At 36.0% G+C, this 20,322-nt stretch carries 22 protein-coding genes and 1 other annotated feature; of the genes, 5 read left to right on the forward strand and 17 right to left on the reverse strand.

The window, feature by feature from the left end:
• The first annotated feature begins 184 nt into the window (after positions 1-184).
• On the forward strand, positions 185-853 hold the full coding sequence (locus BK577_RS24020; RefSeq protein ID WP_078435193.1) for a TerC family protein: 669 nt from the start codon (positions 185-187) through the stop codon (positions 851-853).
• A gap of 81 nt (positions 854-934) precedes the next feature.
• Here BK577_RS24020 and spxA read toward each other — a convergent pair whose 3' ends face one another.
• The 7 genes from spxA to BK577_RS24055 form a co-directional block, all read right to left on the reverse strand.
• Positions 935-1,330, reverse strand: a complete 396-nt coding sequence (gene spxA / locus BK577_RS24025; RefSeq protein ID WP_078435194.1) for a transcriptional regulator SpxA — start codon at positions 1,328-1,330, stop codon at positions 935-937.
• A gap of 245 nt (positions 1,331-1,575) precedes the next feature.
• Positions 1,576-2,154 carry a GNAT family N-acetyltransferase gene (locus tag BK577_RS24030; RefSeq protein ID WP_078435195.1) on the reverse strand — a complete coding sequence of 193 codons (579 nt, stop codon included), beginning with the start codon at positions 2,152-2,154 and terminating at the stop codon, positions 1,576-1,578.
• Positions 2,155-2,543: 389 nt separating this feature from the next.
• A complete protein-coding gene (locus BK577_RS24035) occupies positions 2,544-3,482 on the reverse strand; it encodes an ABC transporter ATP-binding protein (protein ID WP_078435196.1) in 939 nt (312 codons plus the stop codon).
• A 1-nt stretch (position 3,483) separates the two neighbouring features.
• On the reverse strand, positions 3,484-4,527 hold the full coding sequence (locus tag BK577_RS24040) for an ABC transporter ATP-binding protein (protein ID WP_078435197.1): 1,044 nt from the start codon (positions 4,525-4,527) through the stop codon (positions 3,484-3,486).
• 21 nt (positions 4,528-4,548) lie between these two features.
• Complete coding sequence (gene opp3C, locus BK577_RS24045) at positions 4,549-5,571, reverse strand: oligopeptide ABC transporter permease (protein WP_078435198.1); 1,023 nt, start codon at positions 5,569-5,571, stop codon at positions 4,549-4,551.
• On the reverse strand, positions 5,571-6,500 hold the full coding sequence (opp3b, locus tag BK577_RS24050; RefSeq protein ID WP_078435199.1) for an oligopeptide ABC transporter permease: 930 nt from the start codon (positions 6,498-6,500) through the stop codon (positions 5,571-5,573). Before opp3b ends, opp3C begins: the two co-directional genes overlap by 1 nt.
• 146 nt (positions 6,501-6,646) lie before the next feature.
• Positions 6,647-8,335: a peptide ABC transporter substrate-binding protein gene (locus BK577_RS24055; protein ID WP_078435200.1), complete on the reverse strand. Its 1,689-nt coding sequence runs from the start codon at positions 8,333-8,335 to the stop codon at positions 6,647-6,649.
• A gap of 403 nt (positions 8,336-8,738) precedes the next feature.
• Between BK577_RS24055 and BK577_RS24060 the strand changes: the two genes are divergently transcribed.
• Positions 8,739-9,101, forward strand: coding sequence for a DUF3899 domain-containing protein (locus tag BK577_RS24060; protein ID WP_078435201.1), 363 nt, complete (start codon positions 8,739-8,741; stop codon positions 9,099-9,101).
• A gap of 117 nt (positions 9,102-9,218) precedes the next feature.
• Positions 9,219-9,424, forward strand: a binding site (T-box leader).
• A 52-nt stretch (positions 9,425-9,476) separates the two neighbouring features.
• Complete coding sequence (gene trpS, locus BK577_RS24065; RefSeq protein WP_180321243.1) at positions 9,477-10,469, forward strand: tryptophan--tRNA ligase; 993 nt, start codon at positions 9,477-9,479, stop codon at positions 10,467-10,469.
• Between the two features lie 219 nt (positions 10,470-10,688).
• Here the strand turns inward: trpS and BK577_RS24070 are convergent, their stop codons facing one another.
• From BK577_RS24070 to BK577_RS24085, 4 genes are all read right to left on the reverse strand, one after another.
• A complete protein-coding gene (locus BK577_RS24070) occupies positions 10,689-11,441 on the reverse strand; it encodes a YjbA family protein (protein WP_026561050.1) in 753 nt (250 codons plus the stop codon).
• Positions 11,442-11,582: 141 nt separating this feature from the next.
• Entirely contained in the window at positions 11,583-12,377 is a 795-nt protein-coding gene (locus BK577_RS24075; RefSeq protein ID WP_169908460.1) for a DUF2268 domain-containing putative Zn-dependent protease, read from the reverse strand.
• A 149-nt stretch (positions 12,378-12,526) separates the two neighbouring features.
• Entirely contained in the window at positions 12,527-13,768 is a 1,242-nt protein-coding gene (gene fabF, locus BK577_RS24080) for a beta-ketoacyl-ACP synthase II (RefSeq protein ID WP_078435204.1), read from the reverse strand.
• A gap of 341 nt (positions 13,769-14,109) precedes the next feature.
• Positions 14,110-15,042 carry a beta-ketoacyl-ACP synthase III gene (locus BK577_RS24085; RefSeq protein ID WP_078435205.1) on the reverse strand — a complete coding sequence of 311 codons (933 nt, stop codon included), beginning with the start codon at positions 15,040-15,042 and terminating at the stop codon, positions 14,110-14,112.
• Between the two features lie 221 nt (positions 15,043-15,263).
• Here BK577_RS24085 and BK577_RS24090 point away from each other — a divergent pair, with 221 nt between their 5' ends.
• Entirely contained in the window at positions 15,264-15,572 is a 309-nt protein-coding gene (locus BK577_RS24090) for a hypothetical protein (RefSeq protein WP_078435206.1), read from the forward strand.
• A 29-nt stretch (positions 15,573-15,601) separates the two neighbouring features.
• Here BK577_RS24090 and BK577_RS24095 read toward each other — a convergent pair whose 3' ends face one another.
• From BK577_RS24095 to BK577_RS24110, 4 genes are all read right to left on the reverse strand, one after another.
• Positions 15,602-15,784, reverse strand: a complete 183-nt coding sequence (locus BK577_RS24095) for a ComZ family protein (RefSeq protein WP_078435207.1) — start codon at positions 15,782-15,784, stop codon at positions 15,602-15,604.
• A gap of 24 nt (positions 15,785-15,808) precedes the next feature.
• Positions 15,809-16,762: a BMP family ABC transporter substrate-binding protein gene (locus tag BK577_RS24100; RefSeq protein WP_078435208.1), complete on the reverse strand. Its 954-nt coding sequence runs from the start codon at positions 16,760-16,762 to the stop codon at positions 15,809-15,811.
• Positions 16,763-16,833: 71 nt separating this feature from the next.
• Positions 16,834-17,583 (reverse strand): Rossmann-fold NAD(P)-binding domain-containing protein, encoded by a 750-nt coding sequence (locus BK577_RS24105; protein WP_078435209.1) that lies wholly within the window; start codon positions 17,581-17,583, stop codon positions 16,834-16,836.
• Between the two features lie 162 nt (positions 17,584-17,745).
• The gene (locus BK577_RS24110) at positions 17,746-18,477 is read right to left on the reverse strand and encodes an alpha/beta hydrolase family protein (RefSeq protein WP_078435210.1); all 732 of its coding nucleotides are present in this window, start codon (positions 18,475-18,477) and stop codon (positions 17,746-17,748) included.
• Positions 18,478-18,784: 307 nt separating this feature from the next.
• Here BK577_RS24110 and BK577_RS24115 point away from each other — a divergent pair, with 307 nt between their 5' ends.
• Positions 18,785-18,976, forward strand: coding sequence for a YjzD family protein (locus tag BK577_RS24115; protein WP_078435211.1), 192 nt, complete (start codon positions 18,785-18,787; stop codon positions 18,974-18,976).
• An 82-nt stretch (positions 18,977-19,058) separates the two neighbouring features.
• On the opposite strand, the gene BK577_RS24120 is transcribed toward BK577_RS24115, so the two are convergent.
• Both BK577_RS24120 and argF read right to left on the reverse strand, forming a co-directional pair.
• Entirely contained in the window at positions 19,059-19,238 is a 180-nt protein-coding gene (locus tag BK577_RS24120; RefSeq protein ID WP_026561040.1) for a YjzC family protein, read from the reverse strand.
• Between the two features lie 118 nt (positions 19,239-19,356).
• Positions 19,357-20,298 carry an ornithine carbamoyltransferase gene (gene argF, locus BK577_RS24125; RefSeq protein WP_078435212.1) on the reverse strand — a complete coding sequence of 314 codons (942 nt, stop codon included), beginning with the start codon at positions 20,296-20,298 and terminating at the stop codon, positions 19,357-19,359.
• Between the last annotated feature and the right edge of the window lie 24 nt (positions 20,299-20,322).

Genomic DNA, 20,322 nt, shown 5'->3' on the forward strand with positions numbered 1-20,322 from the left:
AAAACCTTCAATATTGAAAGAATCTTGTACTCCTATTTTATGATAAAAAGTGCTTAAAGGAAATAAAAAAACTCTGAATTTACAAAAACAGTTATTTACCTATATGAATCTTAAAAGCATAACTTAAAAATACAATCATATAATTTGTACGAGCAGTCAAAAAGCTGAAAAGAGGGTTTATTCGATGGAACACGATTTCTTGTTATCACTTCTTATGATCATAGGAATTGATTTAGTCCTTGGTGCAGACAACGCTGTTGTTATTGCTATGGCATGCCGTAACTTACCCGTTGTTCAGCGTAACAAAGCGATTGTATTAGGAACAATGCTTGCAATTGTCATTCGGATCCTCATTACATTAGTTGCCGTGTATTTACTAAAAATACCTTTCCTTCAGCTTATTGGTGGTGTTTTTCTCCTCTATATTGCGTACCAACTTATTGTCGGAAAAGAGGAAGACACGACAAAGATAAGAAGTCATCAATCTTTATGGAAAGCTATTAAAACAATAGTTGTTGCCGATTTATTAATGGGATTTGATAATGTTCTTGCGGTAGCTGGAGCAGCGCAGGGGCATATGTTATTAGTAGCACTAGGACTATTTATTTCCATTCCTATTATCATTTGGGGAAGTAAGATCATCCTTGTCTTACTGACAAAGTATCCATTTTTGATCTATATTGGCGGAGGCTTACTTGCGCTTACATCAGGAAAAATGATTATTGAAGAGCCTAATTTGCAAAATCTGTTTATCTCTTACCCTATGATTGAGCAGAGCATCCCCTATTTAACCGTGTCTTTTATTTTGTTAGCAGGTCTTATTTATCAACAAATTTCTTTAAGAAAAGAATAAACAATCCCCAAATAAACAAAGAGGTATTTCTACAGTATTCAAGAATTTGAATAGAATGTAGAAATAACCTCTTTTTCATATTTAATTAACTAAACGTTGTGCTTCTTGTAATTGATAAGTTCGAACACGGCGAGGAAGGAAACGTCTGATTTCATCCTCATTATAGCCTACCTGCAGTCTTTTTTCGTCAATGATAATAGGACGACGAAGAAGTCCAGGGTTTTCTTGAATCAAAGTATACAGATCTTGCAATGGCATTGTTTCTAAGTTAATATTTAACTTTTGGAAAATCTTAGAACGTGTTGAGATAATTTCATCTGTTCCGTCTTCAGTCATTCGTAGGATTTCTTTAATCTCCTGAATGGATAAAGGTTCGGAAAAAATATTTCTTTCAACGTACGCAATTTCATGTTCCTCTAACCATGCTTTTGCTTTACGACATGAAGTACAACTTGGTGATGTATACAATGTAACCATTGACTTTCACTCCTCTAAATATAGAATGAGTAACATTTATATCTTTCTAAAATTAAAATTAATTTAATTAAGAATCAATAAATTGATTATACTATAAAAAAGTAAGTATGCATATAGCTATTATATTAAAAGTATGACAAAACGATTACAATCTTGAAAAGTCTAGATAGTGTATGTAAACAGTGACTTATTTTGGCTTTTAAAAAAGCCAGCTGTTCCAAAAAAGTCACTGTCTGCATTCTCAATTAAGTCAGCTCATCGAAAATATTTTGATTGTTCTTCTTATCATCCATTGACAGTACTTCATGAACAGGTTGATAGGATTCCCCGTAAAGTTCTTTGTCTTTGAATGTATGAATAAGGGTATATGTTTGTTGCATGGCTTCAAAAATCTTTTCTTCAGATTCATCATTTGGTGCCCAATATAAGATCTCAAGCTTATTTATTTCATTTGTTGCAAGTGAGCGCCTTTCATAACCAATTGATTCAGCATGCTTAAAGCCTTGTTTTTGGTAAAATTTCAAGCGCTTTTCGGAATCAGAATCTTCATAATTAATGGGCTCAACCTCAAGAATGATAGGTTTCTTTTTATCTTTGAGCTTATTTATTAATTTACTCCCTAAGCCTTCTCCCCGAGCATCTTTTGATACGAAGAGATAATCAATAAAAAGAAAATCAGGAAGTTCAGCGTACATTAGGACATGATTTTTCCCTTCATCCTTATGATAGATATCTTTCCTCTCTTGAAGCAATGTTTCCATATGTTTTTTTGATTTCATTTCTTCAATGGGAAAATACTGATTTAATTTCTCATACCAGTTCATTCATCTACTCCTATCACATTTAATAAATTCTCCCATGCTTATGTATACCCTTTTTATGAATTATTAAACATTCTATATTAATAAAAGGCTATTTCTTACATACTAATGGTAAAAATCAGTTCGTTCCATTGCGCTCCAGACACTCACTTTCCGCGGGGAGGAAGCTGAGCCTCCTCGGCTTCGCCTGTGGGGTCTCAGCCTTTCCTCACTTCCCGAAGGAGTCGAGTGTCTTCCGCTCCATTTCACTATAGAGTTATTACTATTTTTTTAAAAAACAATCCTTTCGAAAACACACAAGGAACACACGTTCCCACCTGATTATAACATAATTTCTTCATATGTCCACGTAAAAAAGAGACTACCCGTGGGTAATCTCTTTCACAAAATCATTAAGCATTTTCTTTTTTATATTTTTCAAATTCCGCTTGTGAACACATGACAAAGTGTCCTGGTTTTACTTCTCTGAATTCAACTTCATCACCTGGTTGATAATTATGTTGACTAGGAGAATACGTTCTTCTAACTCGAGTGCGCTCATAATCCGGATCAGGAAGTGGAATTGCTGATAATAAAGATTGTGTGTAAGGGTGAATTGGATTGTTGTAGAGTTCTTCTGCACTAGCCAGTTCCACAAGCTTTCCAAAGTACATAACACCAATACGATCACTTATATATTTCACCATTGATAAATCATGGGCAATAAATAAATATGTTAAGCCTTTTTCTTTTTGAAGCTTTTTCATTAAATTAACAACCTGAGCTTGAATCGATACATCTAGTGCAGAAATTGGTTCATCTGCAATAATGAATTCAGGCTCTACAGCAAGTGCACGAGCGATTCCGATACGTTGACGCTGCCCGCCACTAAATTCATGAGGGTAACGGTTTGCGTGCTCTTTATTTAAACCTACTGTTTCAAGTAATTCAATGACTCTGTCCATTCGTTCTTTTTTCGTTTTTGCAAGACCGTGAATGTCAATACCTTCAGCAATAATATCTGAAACCTTCATTCTTGGGTTTAAAGACGCTTGGGGATCCTGAAAGATCATTTGCATTTTTCGGTTAAATTCTTTTAATTGTGAACGGGACTTTTTCCCATGTACATTTACACCATTGAATAGAACCTCACCGTCAGTAGCATCATATAATCTGATAATTGTTCGGCCGGTTGTAGATTTACCACACCCGGACTCTCCAACTAATCCTAATGTTTCCCCTTTAAAAATATCAAACGAAACATTATCTACTGCTTTTACTTCATTTGCCTTACCAATGTTAAAGTATTGCTTTAAATTTTTAATTTCTAATAACTTTTCTGTTGTTTCCATTTTAGTTCCCCCCTTTTCCATCAGGGAATTGACGCTGACGTCGTTTTACTGCGAGTGGCGGTTCAACCTTCGGCGCATCCGGATGGAGTAACCATGTTGCAGCATAATGTGTATCAGACACTTTAAACATAGGAGGCTGCTCCTCCAGATCAATTTGCATTGCATATTCATTACGAGGTGCAAATGCATCACCCTTAGGCGGGTGTAATAAATCAGGCGGAGTACCTGGAATTGCATATAATTCCTCTTCTTCAGTATCAAGGCTTGGCATTGAACTTATTAATCCCCATGTATATGGATGCTGCGGATTATAGAAAACTTCATCAACAGTTCCAGTTTCAACAATTTTCCCACCATACATCACGGCAACACGATCAGCAACATTTGCCACAACACCTAAATCATGGGTGATAAAAATAATGGATGTATTAATTTTCTTCTGTAATTCCTTCATTAATTCAAGAATTTGAGCTTGAATTGTCACATCTAACGCAGTAGTCGGTTCATCAGCAATCAGAACCTTCGGGTTACACGCAAGAGCAATCGCGATTACGACCCTTTGCCTCATTCCACCGGAAAATTGATGTGGATATTGATTAAAACGATCTTCAGGTTTAGGAATACCTACAAGCTTTAATATATCAATTGCACGTTCCTTCGCAGCTGATTTACTTAGTTTTTGATGTTTAATAATTGGTTCCATAATCTGCTTTCCAATTTTCATTGTTGGATTCAACGAAGTCATTGGATCTTGGAAAATCATCGAGATATCTTTCCCACGAATTTTTTGCATATTTTTATTTGATTCTTTTGCTAGATCTTTACCTTCAAAAAGAATCTCACCTTGTTTAATGTCTGAATTTGCTTCGGGAAGCAAACGCATAATCGCTTTTGTCGTAACTGATTTTCCAGAACCGGATTCACCTACGATTGCTAAAGTCTCCCCTTTAAACAAATCAAAATTAACTCCACGAATTGCCTGCACTTCTCCAGCAAACGTATGGAATGAAATGTGCAAGTCTTTCACTTCTAAGATTTTATCCATTTTCGGGTTCACCTACCTTTTCTAGTCACGCATTTTCGGATCTAAAGCATCGCGCAGTCCATCTGCAATCATATTAAAGCAGATCATAATTAAACTGATAATAATTGCCGGTATGATCATTTGATAAGGGTATAGCTGAAGTACTTTAAACCCGTCATCAATCAGTGTACCTAAAGAAGCCAACGGCGGCTGTAATCCCAGTCCAATGAAGCTTAAAAAGGCTTCGAAGAAAATGGCACTTGGAATAGTAAACATTGTGTTGATGATAATTACACCAGCTAAGTTTGGTAAAAGATGCTTCCAAATAATCTTTCCATTTGACAAACCTAATGTTCTAGCAGCTAAAACATATTCCTGTTGTTTTAATTTCATGACCTGGGCACGGACAACCCTCGCCATTCCAACCCAACCTGTAATGGTTAAGGCGATTGTAATCGATAAAATACCTGGATCCAACACAATAATCATGAGGATAACAACAACAAGGTTTGGAATACCTACTAATATTTCTGTAATCCGTTGCATAACATTATCAGTGCGGCCGCCGACAAATCCGGAAATAGCACCGTATAAAACACCAATAACCATATCAATAACGGCAGCTAATACTGCAATATATAATGATACTTGTGTACCTTTCCATACACGTGTAAATAAATCACGACCAAGACTGTCTGTCCCTAACCAGTAATATTCATCTACATTTTTTTGTTCATAGGCATTATAAACATCGCCATTTTTTCTAGTTAAGTCCCCATCAAATGGTAACCAGCTAATATTCTCTAGCCCCTGAATTCTTGGAGGTAAGTTAGAATGTTTAAGATTTTGTTCGTCAATGCCATACCCGTTTATATGCGGGCCAACAAGAGCCATAATAGTTAATATTGCCAGAACAATTAAGCTTACAATAGCTCCTTTGTTTTTCCTAACGCGTAACCATGCATCCTGCCAATAATTAAGGCTTGGTTTGGAAATCTCTTCGCTTTTCGCTGAATCAATATGAGCGGGTTTAAACAACTCTTTTGAAATTTTCTCATGTGCCATTATTTTTTACCTCCCGCTAAACGAATCCGCGGATCAATGATTCCATACAGTAAATCTACAATTAAGATAACGACAACAAACAGAACCGCGAATAGGATTGTTGTACCCATAATAACCGGGTAGTCGTTTACTGTAATTGACTTCACGAATTGCTCACCTAGTCCCGGAATCCCAAATATCTTTTCAATAACAAGGGAACCGGTCATTAAACTAACAACCAACGGTCCTAAAACAGTTACTACTGGAATTAAAGCATTTCTAAGAGCATGCTTGAAAGCAATTTCAAACCAGCTGGCACCCTTAGCTTTAGCAAGTGTAATGTAATCGGATTCTAAAACCTCTACCATTTCGGTTCTAACAAACCTTGCCGCTGTTGCAATCGGGAACATAGCTAATGCAATTGTAGGCAATACCGTGTATTCCGGGCCTTTCCAGAATGCAACTGGAAACCACCCTAATTTTACAGCAATGTAATATTGCAATAGTCCCGCAAAAACAAATGAAGGGATTGATTTACCAAGTACCGCTAAAAATGTTGCACTATAATCAACCCAAGTATTTTGTCTTAATGCTGAAATGACTCCTAAAATAATACCGAAGATTGTACCGAAAAGAATGGCCTGAAATCCGAGTGTTGCTGATGGACCAATGCTATTCACAAGTATTTCAGTGACACCTACATTATTGAACTGAAAGGAAACACCTAAATCACCTTTAAGCATATTCACCATATAGTTCATATATTGAACCGGTACGGGTTCATCTAAACCATATTTATCTTTCATAATCGTTAGCTGTGTCTCTGACAATTTACTAGCATTTGTAAAAGGTGTACCTGGAATAATTTTCATGAGGAAAAAAGTAAACGTGGCAATTAATAAAAGTGTAATGACCATATAAATAACACGTTGAGTTAAGTATTTCGCCATATGAGTGCACCTCCTAAATAAATTAAATATTCTACAAAGTTCGACAATTTCCCAACAAGGGAAAAGAGAGTATATCGACATTCAATATACTCTCTCTCTTTACATCAATTATCACTATAATCAAAAAGTACTAATAAAATCAATACTTATTTTACTGATGCCCATTTGTAACTATATTCTGGTCCAACTAAGTGGTAAGTAAATCCTTCAACATTCTCATTTACTAACACGTTAGAAGAACGTTGATACATAGGAGCAATCGCAGCATCTTCTTCAAGTAAGATTCTTTCAGCCTCAGCAAGTGCCTCATAACGCTCTACAGGTTTTTGTGCTAACGTTGTTTGAGCGTCTTTTACTAACTGATCATACTTTTCATTAGAGTAATCCATTTTGTTATTTCCTCCGCCTGTTAACCATAGGTCAGAGAAAGTCATTGGGTCTAAGTAGTCAGGACCCCAACCAGCCATTTGAATATCATAATCCTGAGAATTTTCACGATCTAAACGAACGCTGAATGGAACACTTTCAACTTTAAGTGTAAGGCCAGGAAGATTTGTTTCTAATTGATTTTTAACATATTCTGCTACTTTCTTAGCACTTTCAGTATCATCACCTAAGTATCTTACTTCTACTTTATCTGTACCAAGAGCAGCTAAACCTTTTTCCCATGATGCTTTTGCTGCATCTACATCATATGGTAATAATTCATTTCCATTAATTTCACGGAAGTCTTTCCCAGTTTCTTCGTTTTTAACAAATTCACTTGGAACAGCATAGTTTGCAATGATTGAACCATTGTTTAATACACTGTTAACGAAGTCTTCTTTGTTAATTGCTTGTGCAAGAGCTTTACGAATATCCGGATTTTTTAGAGCTTCATTTTCTTTTTGGTTAAATTTCAACCAGAAGATTGTTGGTTCTAACCATTTTACCATTCTTTCATCGCCTTCATATTGAGGAACGATGTCAGAAGAAAGTTTTCCAGTTACATCTGCTTCACCAGTTTCAAAAGCATTTGCAGATGCTTGAGAATCTTTTAATACATTCCATTGAACTGTTTCTAACTTAACTGTTTCTGCATCCCAATAATCTTCATTTTTTGTGTAAGTCCATTCAGATGCAGTGCTTCCACCCCAGTCAGATAAAACGAATGGTCCGTTATAAACTAGGTTTTCCGCAGTTTTCGCGTAATTATCTCCTTGTTCTTCAACAAACTTTTGATTTTGTGGATAGAACGTTGGGAACGCCATTAAGGATTGGAAATATGGAATTGGTCTTTCTAATGTTACTTCAAGTGTTTTCTCATCGATTGCTTTAACACCTAAAGTGTTAAGATCGTATTCTATTTTCTCAGCACCAGCTGCAGTAATTTCAGCTGCTCCTTTAATTTTACCATCCATCATATATGGACCATAAGGTGATGCGTTTGCAGGATCAATTGCACGTTGCCATGCATAAACGAAATCATTCGCTGTAACAGGGTCGCCATTTGACCATTTCGCATCTCTTAATTTGAATGTATAAACTGTACCATCTTCACTAACTTCAGGTTCACCTTCTGCCATACCTTCAACAACTTCTTGGTTAGGATCTAAACGGTATAAACCTTCCATTACGTTATTCATCGTAGTGAAACTAACTGTATCTTGAGCCATTACACTATCCATTGATGGAATTGCCTGTGACTCTAGAGCAGTAATTTTTTGCTCTGCTGTACCTTCATCTCCGCCTGTATCTGTCTCTTTACCAGTATCTCCGCCACCATTACATGCAGCTAAGAACATACTTAGTACAAGCGATAATGCTAAAAGTAGAAAATATTTCGACTTTTTCACAAATTTGACCTCCCTTTATTTTGAACAAGTTTCTTTACACGGATTATTATACAAGTATTCAGTAAATTGTGCATTTATTTTTTTAATAAAATTTACACAAATGCAATAATATTAATGAAATTCGAATAAAAAATAGGTAAAAAGACCTACATAACTCCATTTGAATTTTCTTAATTTTTCACCTAATTTCTTCACAACGCTTTAACGCGTTGAATTGGAAAGGGTTACAAAATCTCACAAACATTTTTTGTAGAAAATGTAGAAATATGACGAATGCTTTTATATAATTTATACATTTGCATCTAATAAATATTTCTACAATAACTTCACTTGTTTTTCCCCTCCCCCTTTCATCTGATATAATAGATGGAATAGTATTTTAACAAGAAAAGAGTGAAAGAAATTGCGTACTAATCGATCTGTTACACTCATTATTGTGTCTTTATGTTTAACAATCTTACTGTCATTTATCATTTACCAAAAATTAACTATTTTATCTTTTATAAATATTTCTTTCTTTTTCGCCTTGGGTTTGTTGTTCATTTCTTTCTTTACAATCACAGTAAAAGGTGGTTTCTTTGACGGTATAACGTACGGCTTTAGAAGAATGTTTGTTTCTAAGGGTAAGGAGCTTTCAAAACAGGAAGTGAATGAAATGACGCCAGTTTCTGAGCTATTAACATTTGATCATTCACCTTTTTTAACTAGTGGATTAGTTATGACAGGAATTGTAGTGATCGGGACAGTTCTTTATTACTACATTTAAAACATTAAAAATTTGCAAATGCATACATGATTTCATATAATTAGAAAAACACGACTTCTTACAGTCAAGAATGGCGGAGGTCTATATCTTTTCTTATACTTTAAAGTATATAAAAAATAATCGGCTATGATGAAGAGTAGTACATATCTGGCGCATTTTTTAGAGAGCCTGTGGTTGGTGCAAACAGGTAATGACCGTTATGGAATGGACTTCTGAGCTTCTGTGCAGAAATTTAGTACGTGCAGACGTAATCTTGCGTTAAAGATCAGAGTGATTTCATTTAAGAAATAATTAGGGTGGCACCGCGGTCCATCGTCCCTATCTTCGGGGCGAGTGGGCCTTTTTTGCGTTTATTTTTATACATTTCAGGAGGGTATTATGAAAACAATTTTTTCAGGAATACAACCAAGTGGTTCCGTTACATTAGGTAATTATATTGGCGCATTAAAACAATTTGTTGATTTACAAGATGAGTACAACTGTTATTTTTGTATTGTTGATCAACATGCAATCACTGTTCCTCAGGATCGTTTAGCTTTAAGGAAAAACATTAGAAGTCTTGCAGCACTCTATCTTGCAGTTGGTTTAGACCCTGAGAAAGTCACTTTATTTATTCAATCCGAGGTTCCTGCCCATGCACAAGCAGGATGGATGTTACAATGTGTTTCTTATATCGGAGAATTAGAAAGAATGACACAATTCAAAGATAAATCACATGGAAAAGAAGCTGTTTCTGCCGGATTACTCACATATCCCCCACTAATGGCGGCAGATATCCTTCTTTATAACACTGACCTTGTACCAGTAGGAGAAGATCAAAAACAACATCTAGAGTTAACCAGAGATTTGGCAGAACGTTTTAATAAAAAATATAACGATGTTCTTACTATCCCTGAGGTGCGTATTCCAAAAGTTGGCGCTCGCATTATGTCACTAGTGGATCCAACAAAAAAAATGAGTAAATCAGACGCGAATCAAAAAGCATTTATCACACTATTAGATGATCCTAAACAAATTGAGAAAAAAATTAAAAGTGCTGTCACAGATTCGGAAGGAATTGTAAAATACGACAAAGAAAACAAGCCTGGAATTTCAAACCTTTTGTCGATTTATTCTATATTAACAAATGAATCGATTGAACAAATCGAAGCAAAATATGAAGGAAAAGGATACGGGGATTTCAAAACAGATGTAGCTGAGGTTGTTGTAAATGCATTAAAACCGATCCAAGATAAGTATTATCAGCTGATGGAGTCAGATGAGTTGGATCAAATCCTTGATAAAGGTGCAGAAAAGGCGAATGCAGTTGCAAGTCGCACATTAAAGAAAATGGAAAATGCCATGGGACTAGGTCGTAAGCGTAAGTAATATGCACTGACTCGCCGGTAGGAGTTACTTCTAAACTCTATTTTGCAGGGTTTCTATATAATTTTGCAAATTTTGCCGCTTTTTTGCAGAATCCTGTTAATTTTTTGCAAGTTTTTATTTTATCTTGCAAATTCCATGATATTTTTGCAAATCCTATTAAACCTAAAAAAAACGATGTGAACCTATCACATCGTTTTTTTACTATGTAGCTTGTCCAAATCAATTAACCTTTGATTCATGCTCCATGTCCCAAAGCTTTTCAAAAAAGGGTTGTCCTTTTATTAGTCGTTCACATAGCTGAATATGCTTTGGAGACCAACCGTTTAATGTTTCTTCATAGAGCTGATTCCATACTTCATCAAATTCTCTTTGCTGAATATCCTCATATTTTGTAGGGTTCCATTCAGTATACCAGTACTTCACTTCAGCAGCATTTTTTGTTGCCAGCAGCTGATCAAGCGCCATAAATAACAATTGCTTTAATTGGCGTTCTTTTCTTGTCAAGCCTCTCATATATTGTGGTGCTAAAGACAAAATATGATATTCCTTGTTTGATTCTTCTTTTATAATTTCTGTTGAATATGATTCAGGCTCAATATCTTTCACCATTTCAAATACCAATTGTTCTTGTCTTGGGATAATTCTGCTTTTTCGAATTGGAATGGTATAGCCAATTGTATCAACTGCTAAAATTCCAATTCCATCTGTCACAACAAAACAATAATCAAGTTGGATTCGCTCATGATTTTTACGAATATAAGCCTTTTGAAAAATATCTTTTAATAGACCAGGTGGTAACTCCGATAAGTTGTTTTCTATGTAGTCGAATAGCATGGAATTTACCTTTAATAGAGGAACCTGATCAAGGAGTTCAACACTGTCATCTTTTCTCCATTCATGAAAATGACAGACATTGTATCCATTCTCTTCACCTTCAAACCAATTTACCCAAACATCATGAAGAAATAACATATAAAAACCCCTCACTTCAGTACCATTTGTCAAACAGTATAGGCAAATTTTAGAGAATTTATTCCAATCTATGAAGATTATGCATTGTTTTTTCAGAAGTTTGAACATGTCCTAACACATTGTATGAAATTAGGCTTTTTTTTATGATATTTTCTTTACATCCGAATACTTTTTCAGTATTTTTTCAGACGGCATACCTAACATCTGCTTTGTTTTCAGTCCTGTCTTATCCATCAATGTTTTTACAATATGATATCCTACAGAATACCCCAGCATATTTGGATAAAATCCAGTTCCATACATGAGCTGGGAAAATTTCGAACTTTCTCTGGTCATCTCTTTATTCGGCAGAATCATTCGTTCATAAAATCTTTCACATTGGTCTGAATCATATAAATTCGTCCAATTCGACACAGCCTGTTCGCCAACCATTTCCCTAACCGCATTTTCTGCCAAACCTTCCATTATCACTGTATCAATTATCGTAAACGTATCTTCAGATTTTGTGACAGCAGCCAGTCGGCAAACATGGTGATATTCGTGTAAAAATAAAGACTCAATATCGTCTTTATGTACGTCTTTAGAAAGAAATAAGAATAATTTATTATGAAAAGCTAAACCAGCTCTTCCCCGGTATTCTCTCTCTATTTTCCGATTGGCTTGATCTATTGGTAACATAAAGATCGGTACATCCGGTCCGTTCCACTCAAGCTTATATCTCTTTGCTAACTTTTTAATATAATGGCCAATTTGCTTTTCTGTCATCTGTTCAATCCATTGATCAATGTTTGCTGGGTGTTTATACATCCCAAATGAATTTAGATAGGAAGCAATTTCTCTTTTATTCATTTCGTTAAAATATGGAATTAATTTTTCACAAATCTTTAGTTGCTGTGGTGTATTCTCTAGCCAATCAATCGTATTGATTAAACTCATTATGAACATCTCCCCCTTCATATGTATTCTATGAATTGAAGGATGAACTGTTCTTGATGGAAGTTACCTATTTGTTAATTTGCCACTATATTATTAATTAAACGATTTCGTAAAAAATAAACCCGACACAACTGTCGGGTTTATAAAAATTAAGCATTATATTTCTTAAAAATAATCGTTGCGTTATGTCCGCCAAATCCTAAAGAGTTACTTAGAGCAGCTCTTACTTCCTGTTTACGGGATTTATTAGGAACATAATCTAGATCACATTCAGGATCTGGAGTTTGCAAATTAATCGTTGGCGGAATGATACCTTCTTTAATCGCCAAAACACTAAAAATAGCCTCAACTCCACCAGCTGCACCTAGAAGATGACCTGTCATTGATTTAGTTGAACTTATCGCTAATTTTTTAGCATGTTCACCAAATACCTCTTTTATTGCCAGTGTTTCAAACTTATCATTGTAAGGGGTACTTGTACCATGAGCGTTAATATAATCAATATCATCAACTGAAAGGCCGCTACCTTCAACTGCCATCCGCATTGCTCTTGATCCACCCTCACCACCTGGTGCTGGTGCTGTTATATGGTAGGCATCACCTGTTGCCCCATATCCTACGATTTCAGCATATATTTTTGCTCCTCGAGCTAAAGCATGCTCCAATTCCTCAAGAACAACAATTCCTGCTCCCTCACCCATAACAAAACCATCACGATCTTGGTCAAATGGGCGGCTAGCTGTTTTAGGATCCGGGTTTGTTGACAATGCTTTATTAGCAGTAAATCCTGCAAATGACATTTCAGTAAGAGGTGCTTCTGCTCCACCTGAAATCATCACATCTGCTTCCCCGCGTTCAATAACACGAAAAGCATCTCCAATTGAGTTTGTTCCTGTTGCACACGCTGTTACTGTACAGGAGTTAAAACCTTTTGCCCCTAAAGCAATTGAAACTTGACCTGTTGCCATATCCGGGATAAGCATTGGGACGAAGAATGGACTTACTCTTCTAGGACCTTTTTCTAGAAGTGTTTTATATTGTTGTTCAAAGGTTTCCATTCCGCCAATACCAGAACCGATCCAAACACCAACACGTGGAGCGATGTCATCTGTGATTTCAAGATTTGCGTCTTTAACAGCCATGAAGGATGCTGCTACTGCATATTGAGTAAAGCGATCCATTTTTCTTGCGTCTTTTTTATCCATAAATTGTTCAACATCAAAGTCTTTAAGCTCTGCTGCTACTTTTGCTGCATAGGGCTCTGAATCTATTCTAGTGATTGGTCCAACACCTGAAACCCCGTTTATTGCATTTTGCCAAGTTGTTTCTACATCATTTCCAATCGGAGTTACTGCACCCAATCCTGTTACTACCACTCGCTTTTTTTCCATGAACCTTCACCTCATTCTTTGATTATCTCAATTAATTTTTTTGTTGTTTTCGCATACTTTTTTATAAAAAATGCAGTTAAATGTTAAAATTTAGTTCGTTCCATTGCGCTCCAGACACTCCATGCGCCGGGGAGGAAGCTGAGCCTCCTCGGCTTCGCCTGTGGGGTCTCAGCCTTTCCTCTACTTCCCGCAGGAGTCGAGTGTCTTCCGCTACATTCCACTATAGAGTTACAATATTATTTATTTGCAACAATACTTGCGAAAACAGACAATAACTTTTTATTATTTTTAAACCTGACTCCAACATCAGATTAACAATCTAGAATCAATCTCTTCTAAGTTTATCGACCCCAACGAAGAGCAATTGCTCCCCATGTAAGTCCTCCTCCGAAACCGACCATTACAATTAAGTCTCCATCTTTAATCTTTCCTGCTTCTACTTCTTCTACTAAAGAAATCGGAATGGATGCTGCTGAAGTATTTCCATATTTATGCACGGTTTTAGACATTTTTTCAACTGGAAGCTCTAAACGCTCTCTTGCCGCTTCCATGATTCGAATGTTAGCCTGATGCGGGATTAAGAAGTCTACATCTTCTTTTGTTAAACCTGCTTTTTCCAGCACGTTCACACTGGATTCACCCATTTGTCTAACAGCGAATTTAAATACTTCACGACCATTCATAATGATGTATTCATCTTGATACAGATGCTTTCCGCCTGTGCCGTCCGCACCTAATTCAAAGGATAGAATTCCTTTTCCTTCACTAACTGGACCAATGACTGCTGCACCGGCCCCGTCTCCAAAAAGAACTGCCGTATTACGGTCATCCCAGTCTGTAATTTTTGAAAGTTTTTCAACTCCGACTACTAATACATTTTTATAGGCACCAGACTCAACGAATTGTTTAGCTGTAACCATTCCATACATAAAACCTGCACATGCAGCACTTATATCCATTGCAGCTGCCTTTTTTGCTCCTAATTTTTCTTGTAGCATACATGCAACAGTAGGAAACGGCTGATCAGGAGTCACAGTTGCAACTAAAATCAGATCTAATTCCTCTGCTGAAATTCCAGCATCCTTTAAAGCTTTTTCCGAAGCAAATGTTGCCATATGTGATGTATCTATTGAATCATCTGCAATGCGGCGTTCTTCTATCCCGGTTCTTGTTCTAATCCACTCATCAGAGGTATCCACAATTTTTTCTAAATCTGCATTTGTAACAACTTTTTCAGGTGTGTATCGACCGATACCTATTATCCCTGCATTCATTTGTACAGCCCCTTTTATCCATTCATTCTTCACTCATTTATCTTCTACTATTGAAAATCGTATTTTTATATCAATTATTATGACTTGGTACTAATTTTATCTTATTCACTTTTTTTTTTCAATATTAATGTTTTTGTACACATGTCTAGACCTTGCTACACTCCCATTCATAAACTAGTAATAGATATGTATCGCAGTTAAACGCAAAGGAGGTGTAAGACATGTCTTATGATGAAAAGGATGAAGAAAAGATTGACCTAGATTCACTGTCAGAAGCTACAGAAAAGGAAACCGCAGACACTCCTCCATCCGACCGCTTTACACAGCTTATGTTCGGAAATAGGGTTCCCAATAAACACAGAGAACAACACAATTCTCAAGAAAAACAAGCAGAAGAACATAATAATGAGGTGAACTACTTTACCTTAATGGAGCAGATTGATGATATTATGGGCTCATTAGAAAATTTAAAACCGGTTTTAAAAGAATTTGGACCAATTGTTGATTATATAAAGAAGAAAATTAAATAAAGGCTGCCTGATTGGCAGCCTTTGTTTTTTTATTGAGCATCCTTTTTCCCTAGCTCATATGCTTCTCCCATAACTTTTGTAAATAGTTCAAGCATTGGTTGGATGGTTTCCATTGATAATTCAATTCCTGATCCTTCTAGCTTTTGCTTTGCTTCAGGTAAGTACTTCATAGCAATTTGCATAAATTCCATTGTTTTTGGGTGCTGTTCCATTTTATTCACTCCTTTTAATGATTATTATAGTTGATTAGGTAAGAGTCCTGTTTCCTTATACTCTTTGATTGATTCCATAACGGTTGATTTGAATTCTTCGTCGACCAGAGGACTGAAGGTACCTAATGAAATCACTCCGTCTTTAAAATCATAATAGAGTTCCCCATTTTTCAGTTTTCCGTTATCAAATTCCTTTGCGACAACTTCGTACAATTTGTCAACATGTTGAACTGTACTTGTTAACACTGTACCTTTTCCCAGGTCAGATTGATCTGAAACAAAGCCGATTGCATATAGCCCCTCTTCTTTTAACTTTTCAATCACAGCTATATTATATCCGTCGCCAGCTACATAGACAATGTCTACTCCATCTTTTATCATTTGATCAAGTAGAGTTAAAGCAATATCCGTATTGTTCCAATCTTGTACATACTGGATATCTAATTCCACATTTTCATTTTGATAGTAAGCACCTTCGAAAAAGCCATCAACTTCAGGCTGCCATTCAAAAGCTGCTAAAACTGCCACTTTGTTCGTTTTTGTCATTTCTCCGGCTACCATCCCACCGAAAAAACCCATTGCATTTGAATCAAAATTCAAACTTGTAACATTTTCACCATTGGCTTCTCCGTTAAAAACAACAAAGTGAATGTCCGGGTATTCACTACTTATCTCATTGAAATAATTTGTAAATTCACTTCCATGTCCAAAAATGAGATTTACGCCATTGTTATGAAATTCTTCGATTGCTTCACGTATACCTGCCTCATCATTCATGCCTTCTTTGTAATATACGTCGACATTTAATTCCGATTGAATCTTCAACAATCCTTTGTAGCCTTTTGCTCCCCAAACCTTTTCATCAATTGTTTCTGTAACAAGTAAACCAACCTTTTCGAGTTCCCCCGAAGCTACAGGTTGTCCACAACCAAAAAGCGAAAGAAGAATAATAAGAACAGAACCTAGCTTTAAGTACATGGGCAACCACTTCCTTGTATACTTTTTCCTTCGCTTTTATTTTAGCCTTTCCTGTTTTATTTGTTCAAGCACTAACTATCAAGTCCATAGATCTTTCTATACATTTTAATACAGGAAATCTGTTCCAATAATCCTTTTTTCATGGATGTTTTGTTTATGATACGGTATCCACCTGATTCAGTTTCTTTTGCATTCATTTTTACCTCAACTGAAACTGATTCAATTGTTTCGTCGTTTTGTTCACATAAAAACGAATACACTTTTTGATAATCACCTTTTTCTATGATCTCAACAATTGTTTCCGCAGCATCTGTAATAAATATTATCGGCTCTTTAATAATAAGTGTTTTTTTCTGGCCTGCTACACAAGATTTTAAGTGTTGATGAATTTTTTCATCTGGTGGTTGAAATGGTCCATAAAGCACCGGTAACTTAAAAAGCGTATAAGATTCCAGTGTTGACGTAAGATACTGATCGTCTTCTTCAATCTGTCTGAGATCAGGCGCTACATAAAAGTACCGGCTCTTAGTTTCAACTGCTGTCTCAACAGATTTCTCGAAACATAACTGATCTTGATTATGGCTTTTTTCTTTACAATAAATTACATGGGTAGCTTCTATGTTTCTCCATTCATGATCTAATGTTAATTCATGAAATAAGGCATTTCTTCCAATCAACAACATTCTTTCATCGAGTAGAAGCTTTCTTATTTTTGAGGAAGAGTCTAAAAAAACTCCACAAACTTCAATTCCCTCCTCAAGCAACTTTTCACAGATCGCAAACCCAATGTGTGACTGTGCTCCAAACACCATCACTCGCATATCTTTAATTACCTCCTTAAGGACGATATCTTACAATATGCAAAAGATCCTTCATTTAGTATTCCTTTGACAGAATGACAAGCCTCGTCGCCTCCTGACATGGGATCCCCCATATATCTAATAAAAAAGCTCAGGTTTTTGAAAACCTAAGCTTTTCTAACCTTATAACACTTTTTCATTTTCTTTAAAAAATCTTATGATTGATTGATTTATACGGTATAAATTGTCACCTAGATGATAAATTAATTGAATAGGATGTTCAGCTTTGTTGCGCATTTCCTCATATTTTTTACTGTGATCTTGTGGAGAATAGATCGTACTATTCGTTTTTTGCCAAATTCTCACAGGTATATGAGAAGTTGTGTTTAGTGTTGGAAGATTTAGAGATGAAACGATTTTTGGATCAACACCATACGCTGCCGAAATTTCCTTTATTAATCGTTTATAAAAAAATTTATGCTCTTTTTCATTTTCAAGATGGGCTTGGAGGTCAAGGCAAGGATTCATCATGGCGACAGAACGAATCTTTTCAGGTATTTCCTGCATTAATTGTAACCCTGTTAACCCACCCATTCCATCGATCAATAAATGAATTCGTTGATTTAATATCTCTTTTTTCATGACTAAATGGTATAACTGTTTCGCCATTGTGACTGAACGAGGGCTGCCCCAGTGGTTTCCATAAAGATTCGAATGAAAGAGTGTATAACCCTGTTTCATTAAATCTGAGATTAATTGATTTCTCCCATAATGTTGGTGCCAAAAACTGGAGGTTTCATCAACAAAATCTGAACGATCACCAATGATTAATATTCCAAACCCATTTGGTTTAAATGGTAAATGTATTACATTCCATTCTGTCTCAATCTGAAAAAAGCGTTCCGTTATCGTCATCACTTGCCCACCACCTTTCTCTTCAATGTCATTTTAATTCTCTATAATGTATGTCTAACTTTTTAAAAAGAATGGGATTGTATCACGTTTGTTGCAAATATGGACACATCTAAAATGAAAGATTCTATTGCCGCTAACAGCTTTTTCCAACCTTTCGATAGAATTTTCCCCATAAGAATTTCCTTTAGTTTTATTATTTCATGCAGGTTATGGAGAGTTTATGAACAATTTAAAAAGGTTCTTTTAAAATTGAAATATTTTGTGATAATATATAATAAGAACTCGTCTGGAAATTGAGGTGAATGGTTTGCGTTTCTTTTGGACATTTTTTTGGGGCTTTTTATTAATTCACATGGCGTCATATGTAGTGAATAATATGACAGGTGGTCATTACGATTTTATGACTGCGACAGTTTTATCCGTGATTGCAATCGTTGTCATTTTCATTATTGCTGAGGTTATTCCTAACGAGCCTGTAGCTAAGCATGATCATCATTAAAAAACCTGAGTATTAAAAATGATTCGACTAAAAAACAAAAAAACCTACTTCTAACAGTAGGTTTTTTTTGTTTCTTCATCTATTAAGGCTTACGTTTATATGTCCATTGACGGTTATGGTTAGCTGTTTCCGGGAAACGGTCTCCAGCCTTCAATTTAATTTGACCAGGATTTTTCACATTGTCCCCAGTTTCACCTATTTCTACATAAATCCCATTATTAGGGGCTTTTTGTCCTACTCGAAAACGATGTTGTTGTCCCATTGTTAACCTCCTCTCATTGCATTACTACTAGTATCTCCATATGGGTTATTTTCATGTAAAGGACCACGGGGACAGGTTCCTCGTCCCGATTGGACGAGGAACCTGTCCCCGTGTCTCTTTATGAAAGTAATTTTTTTAGTAGTGCTTTTTGGACATGAAGTCTGTTTTCTGCTTGTTCGAAGACAGCTGAGTGTTCGCCGTCAATAATGGAGGCTGTAACTTCTTCCTCACGGTGTGCTGGTAAGCAGTGTAAGAAATGATAGTCTGCTTTTGCATGCTGAACAAGCTGGTCATTTACTTGGAAGTCTTTGAATGCAACCAAACGTTCTTGTTGTTCACTTTCTTGACCCATGCTTGCCCATACATCTGTATAGATAATATCAGCGTCTTTAACTGCCTCAATCGGATCATATGTGATTGTAATTGTAGCACCTGTTTCTTCTGCAAGCTTTTGAGCTTTCGCTACAATGTCTGCATCAGGTTCATATCCCTTTGGACATCCCAATGAAAAATCCATTCCGACCTTGGCCGCAGCAATCATTAAGGAATGAGCTACATTATTTCCGTCTCCTAAGTATGCAGTCTTTACACCTTCAAATGTTTCTTTTATGCGGTAAATTGTCTTTAAATCTGCAAGTGCCTGACACGGGTGGAAAAGATCTGTTAAACCATTGATTACAGGGATACTAGCATGCTTGGCCAATTCTTCAATTTTATCATGACCAAATGTACGGATCATAATCGCATCAACATAGCCGGACAACACTTTCGCTGTATCAGAAACAGGCTCACCTCTTCCTAATTGAAGGTCCTGGCTACTTAAAAATAATGCATGACCCCCTAATTGAAGCATTCCTGTTTCAAAAGATACCCGTGTTCTTGTAGATGATTTTTCAAAGATCATCGCAAGTGTTTTTCCTTGCAGGACAGGTTGAATTGGATTTTCTTCTAATTTAAATGCTTCTTCAATTAAAGCTAAAATTTCCTCTTTACTATAATCAAGTAGAGTTAAAAAATCACGTTTTTCGACTGCTGTTTTATTTTTTACATTTATACTCATTTCAGCTCACTACCTTCCTTAGCT

Source organism: Metabacillus halosaccharovorans (assembly GCF_002019635.1).
In the GTDB taxonomy this organism is placed as follows: Bacteria; Bacillota; Bacilli; order Bacillales; family Bacillaceae; genus Metabacillus; species Metabacillus halosaccharovorans.

What these genes read in the sequence shown, in the direction of transcription:
- BK577_RS24110 (WP_078435210.1), bottom strand. Translation starts at nt 18,477, where the DNA reads ATGACGATAACGGAACGCTTTTTTCAGATTGAGACAGAATGGAATGTA.
- spxA (WP_078435194.1), bottom strand. Translation starts at nt 1,330, where the DNA reads ATGGTTACATTGTATACATCACCAAGTTGTACTTCATGTCGTAAAGCA.
- BK577_RS24100 (WP_078435208.1), bottom strand. Translation starts at nt 16,762, where the DNA reads ATGTACTTAAAGCTAGGTTCTGTTCTTATTATTCTTCTTTCGCTTTTT.
- opp3b (WP_078435199.1), bottom strand. Translation starts at nt 6,500, where the DNA reads ATGGCGAAATACTTAACTCAACGTGTTATTTATATGGTCATTACACTT.
- BK577_RS24040 (WP_078435197.1), bottom strand. Translation starts at nt 4,527, where the DNA reads ATGGATAAAATCTTAGAAGTGAAAGACTTGCACATTTCATTCCATACG.
- BK577_RS24070 (WP_026561050.1), bottom strand. Translation starts at nt 11,441, where the DNA reads ATGTTATTTCTTCATGATGTTTGGGTAAATTGGTTTGAAGGTGAAGAG.
- BK577_RS24105 (WP_078435209.1), bottom strand. Translation starts at nt 17,583, where the DNA reads ATGCGAGTGATGGTGTTTGGAGCACAGTCACACATTGGGTTTGCGATC.
- BK577_RS24085 (WP_078435205.1), bottom strand. Translation starts at nt 15,042, where the DNA reads ATGAATGCAGGGATAATAGGTATCGGTCGATACACACCTGAAAAAGTT.
- argF (WP_078435212.1), bottom strand. Translation starts at nt 20,298, where the DNA reads ATGAGTATAAATGTAAAAAATAAAACAGCAGTCGAAAAACGTGATTTT.
- BK577_RS24120 (WP_026561040.1), bottom strand. Translation starts at nt 19,238, where the DNA reads ATGGGACAACAACATCGTTTTCGAGTAGGACAAAAAGCCCCTAATAAT.
- fabF (WP_078435204.1), bottom strand. Translation starts at nt 13,768, where the DNA reads ATGGAAAAAAAGCGAGTGGTAGTAACAGGATTGGGTGCAGTAACTCCG.
- BK577_RS24020 (WP_078435193.1), top strand. Translation starts at nt 185, where the DNA reads ATGGAACACGATTTCTTGTTATCACTTCTTATGATCATAGGAATTGAT.
- BK577_RS24030 (WP_078435195.1), bottom strand. Translation starts at nt 2,154, where the DNA reads ATGAACTGGTATGAGAAATTAAATCAGTATTTTCCCATTGAAGAAATG.
- BK577_RS24095 (WP_078435207.1), bottom strand. Translation starts at nt 15,784, where the DNA reads ATGGAACAGCACCCAAAAACAATGGAATTTATGCAAATTGCTATGAAG.
- BK577_RS24075 (WP_169908460.1), bottom strand. Translation starts at nt 12,377, where the DNA reads ATGAGTTTAATCAATACGATTGATTGGCTAGAGAATACACCACAGCAA.
- BK577_RS24090 (WP_078435206.1), top strand. Translation starts at nt 15,264, where the DNA reads ATGTCTTATGATGAAAAGGATGAAGAAAAGATTGACCTAGATTCACTG.
- opp3C (WP_078435198.1), bottom strand. Translation starts at nt 5,571, where the DNA reads ATGGCACATGAGAAAATTTCAAAAGAGTTGTTTAAACCCGCTCATATT.
- BK577_RS24035 (WP_078435196.1), bottom strand. Translation starts at nt 3,482, where the DNA reads ATGGAAACAACAGAAAAGTTATTAGAAATTAAAAATTTAAAGCAATAC.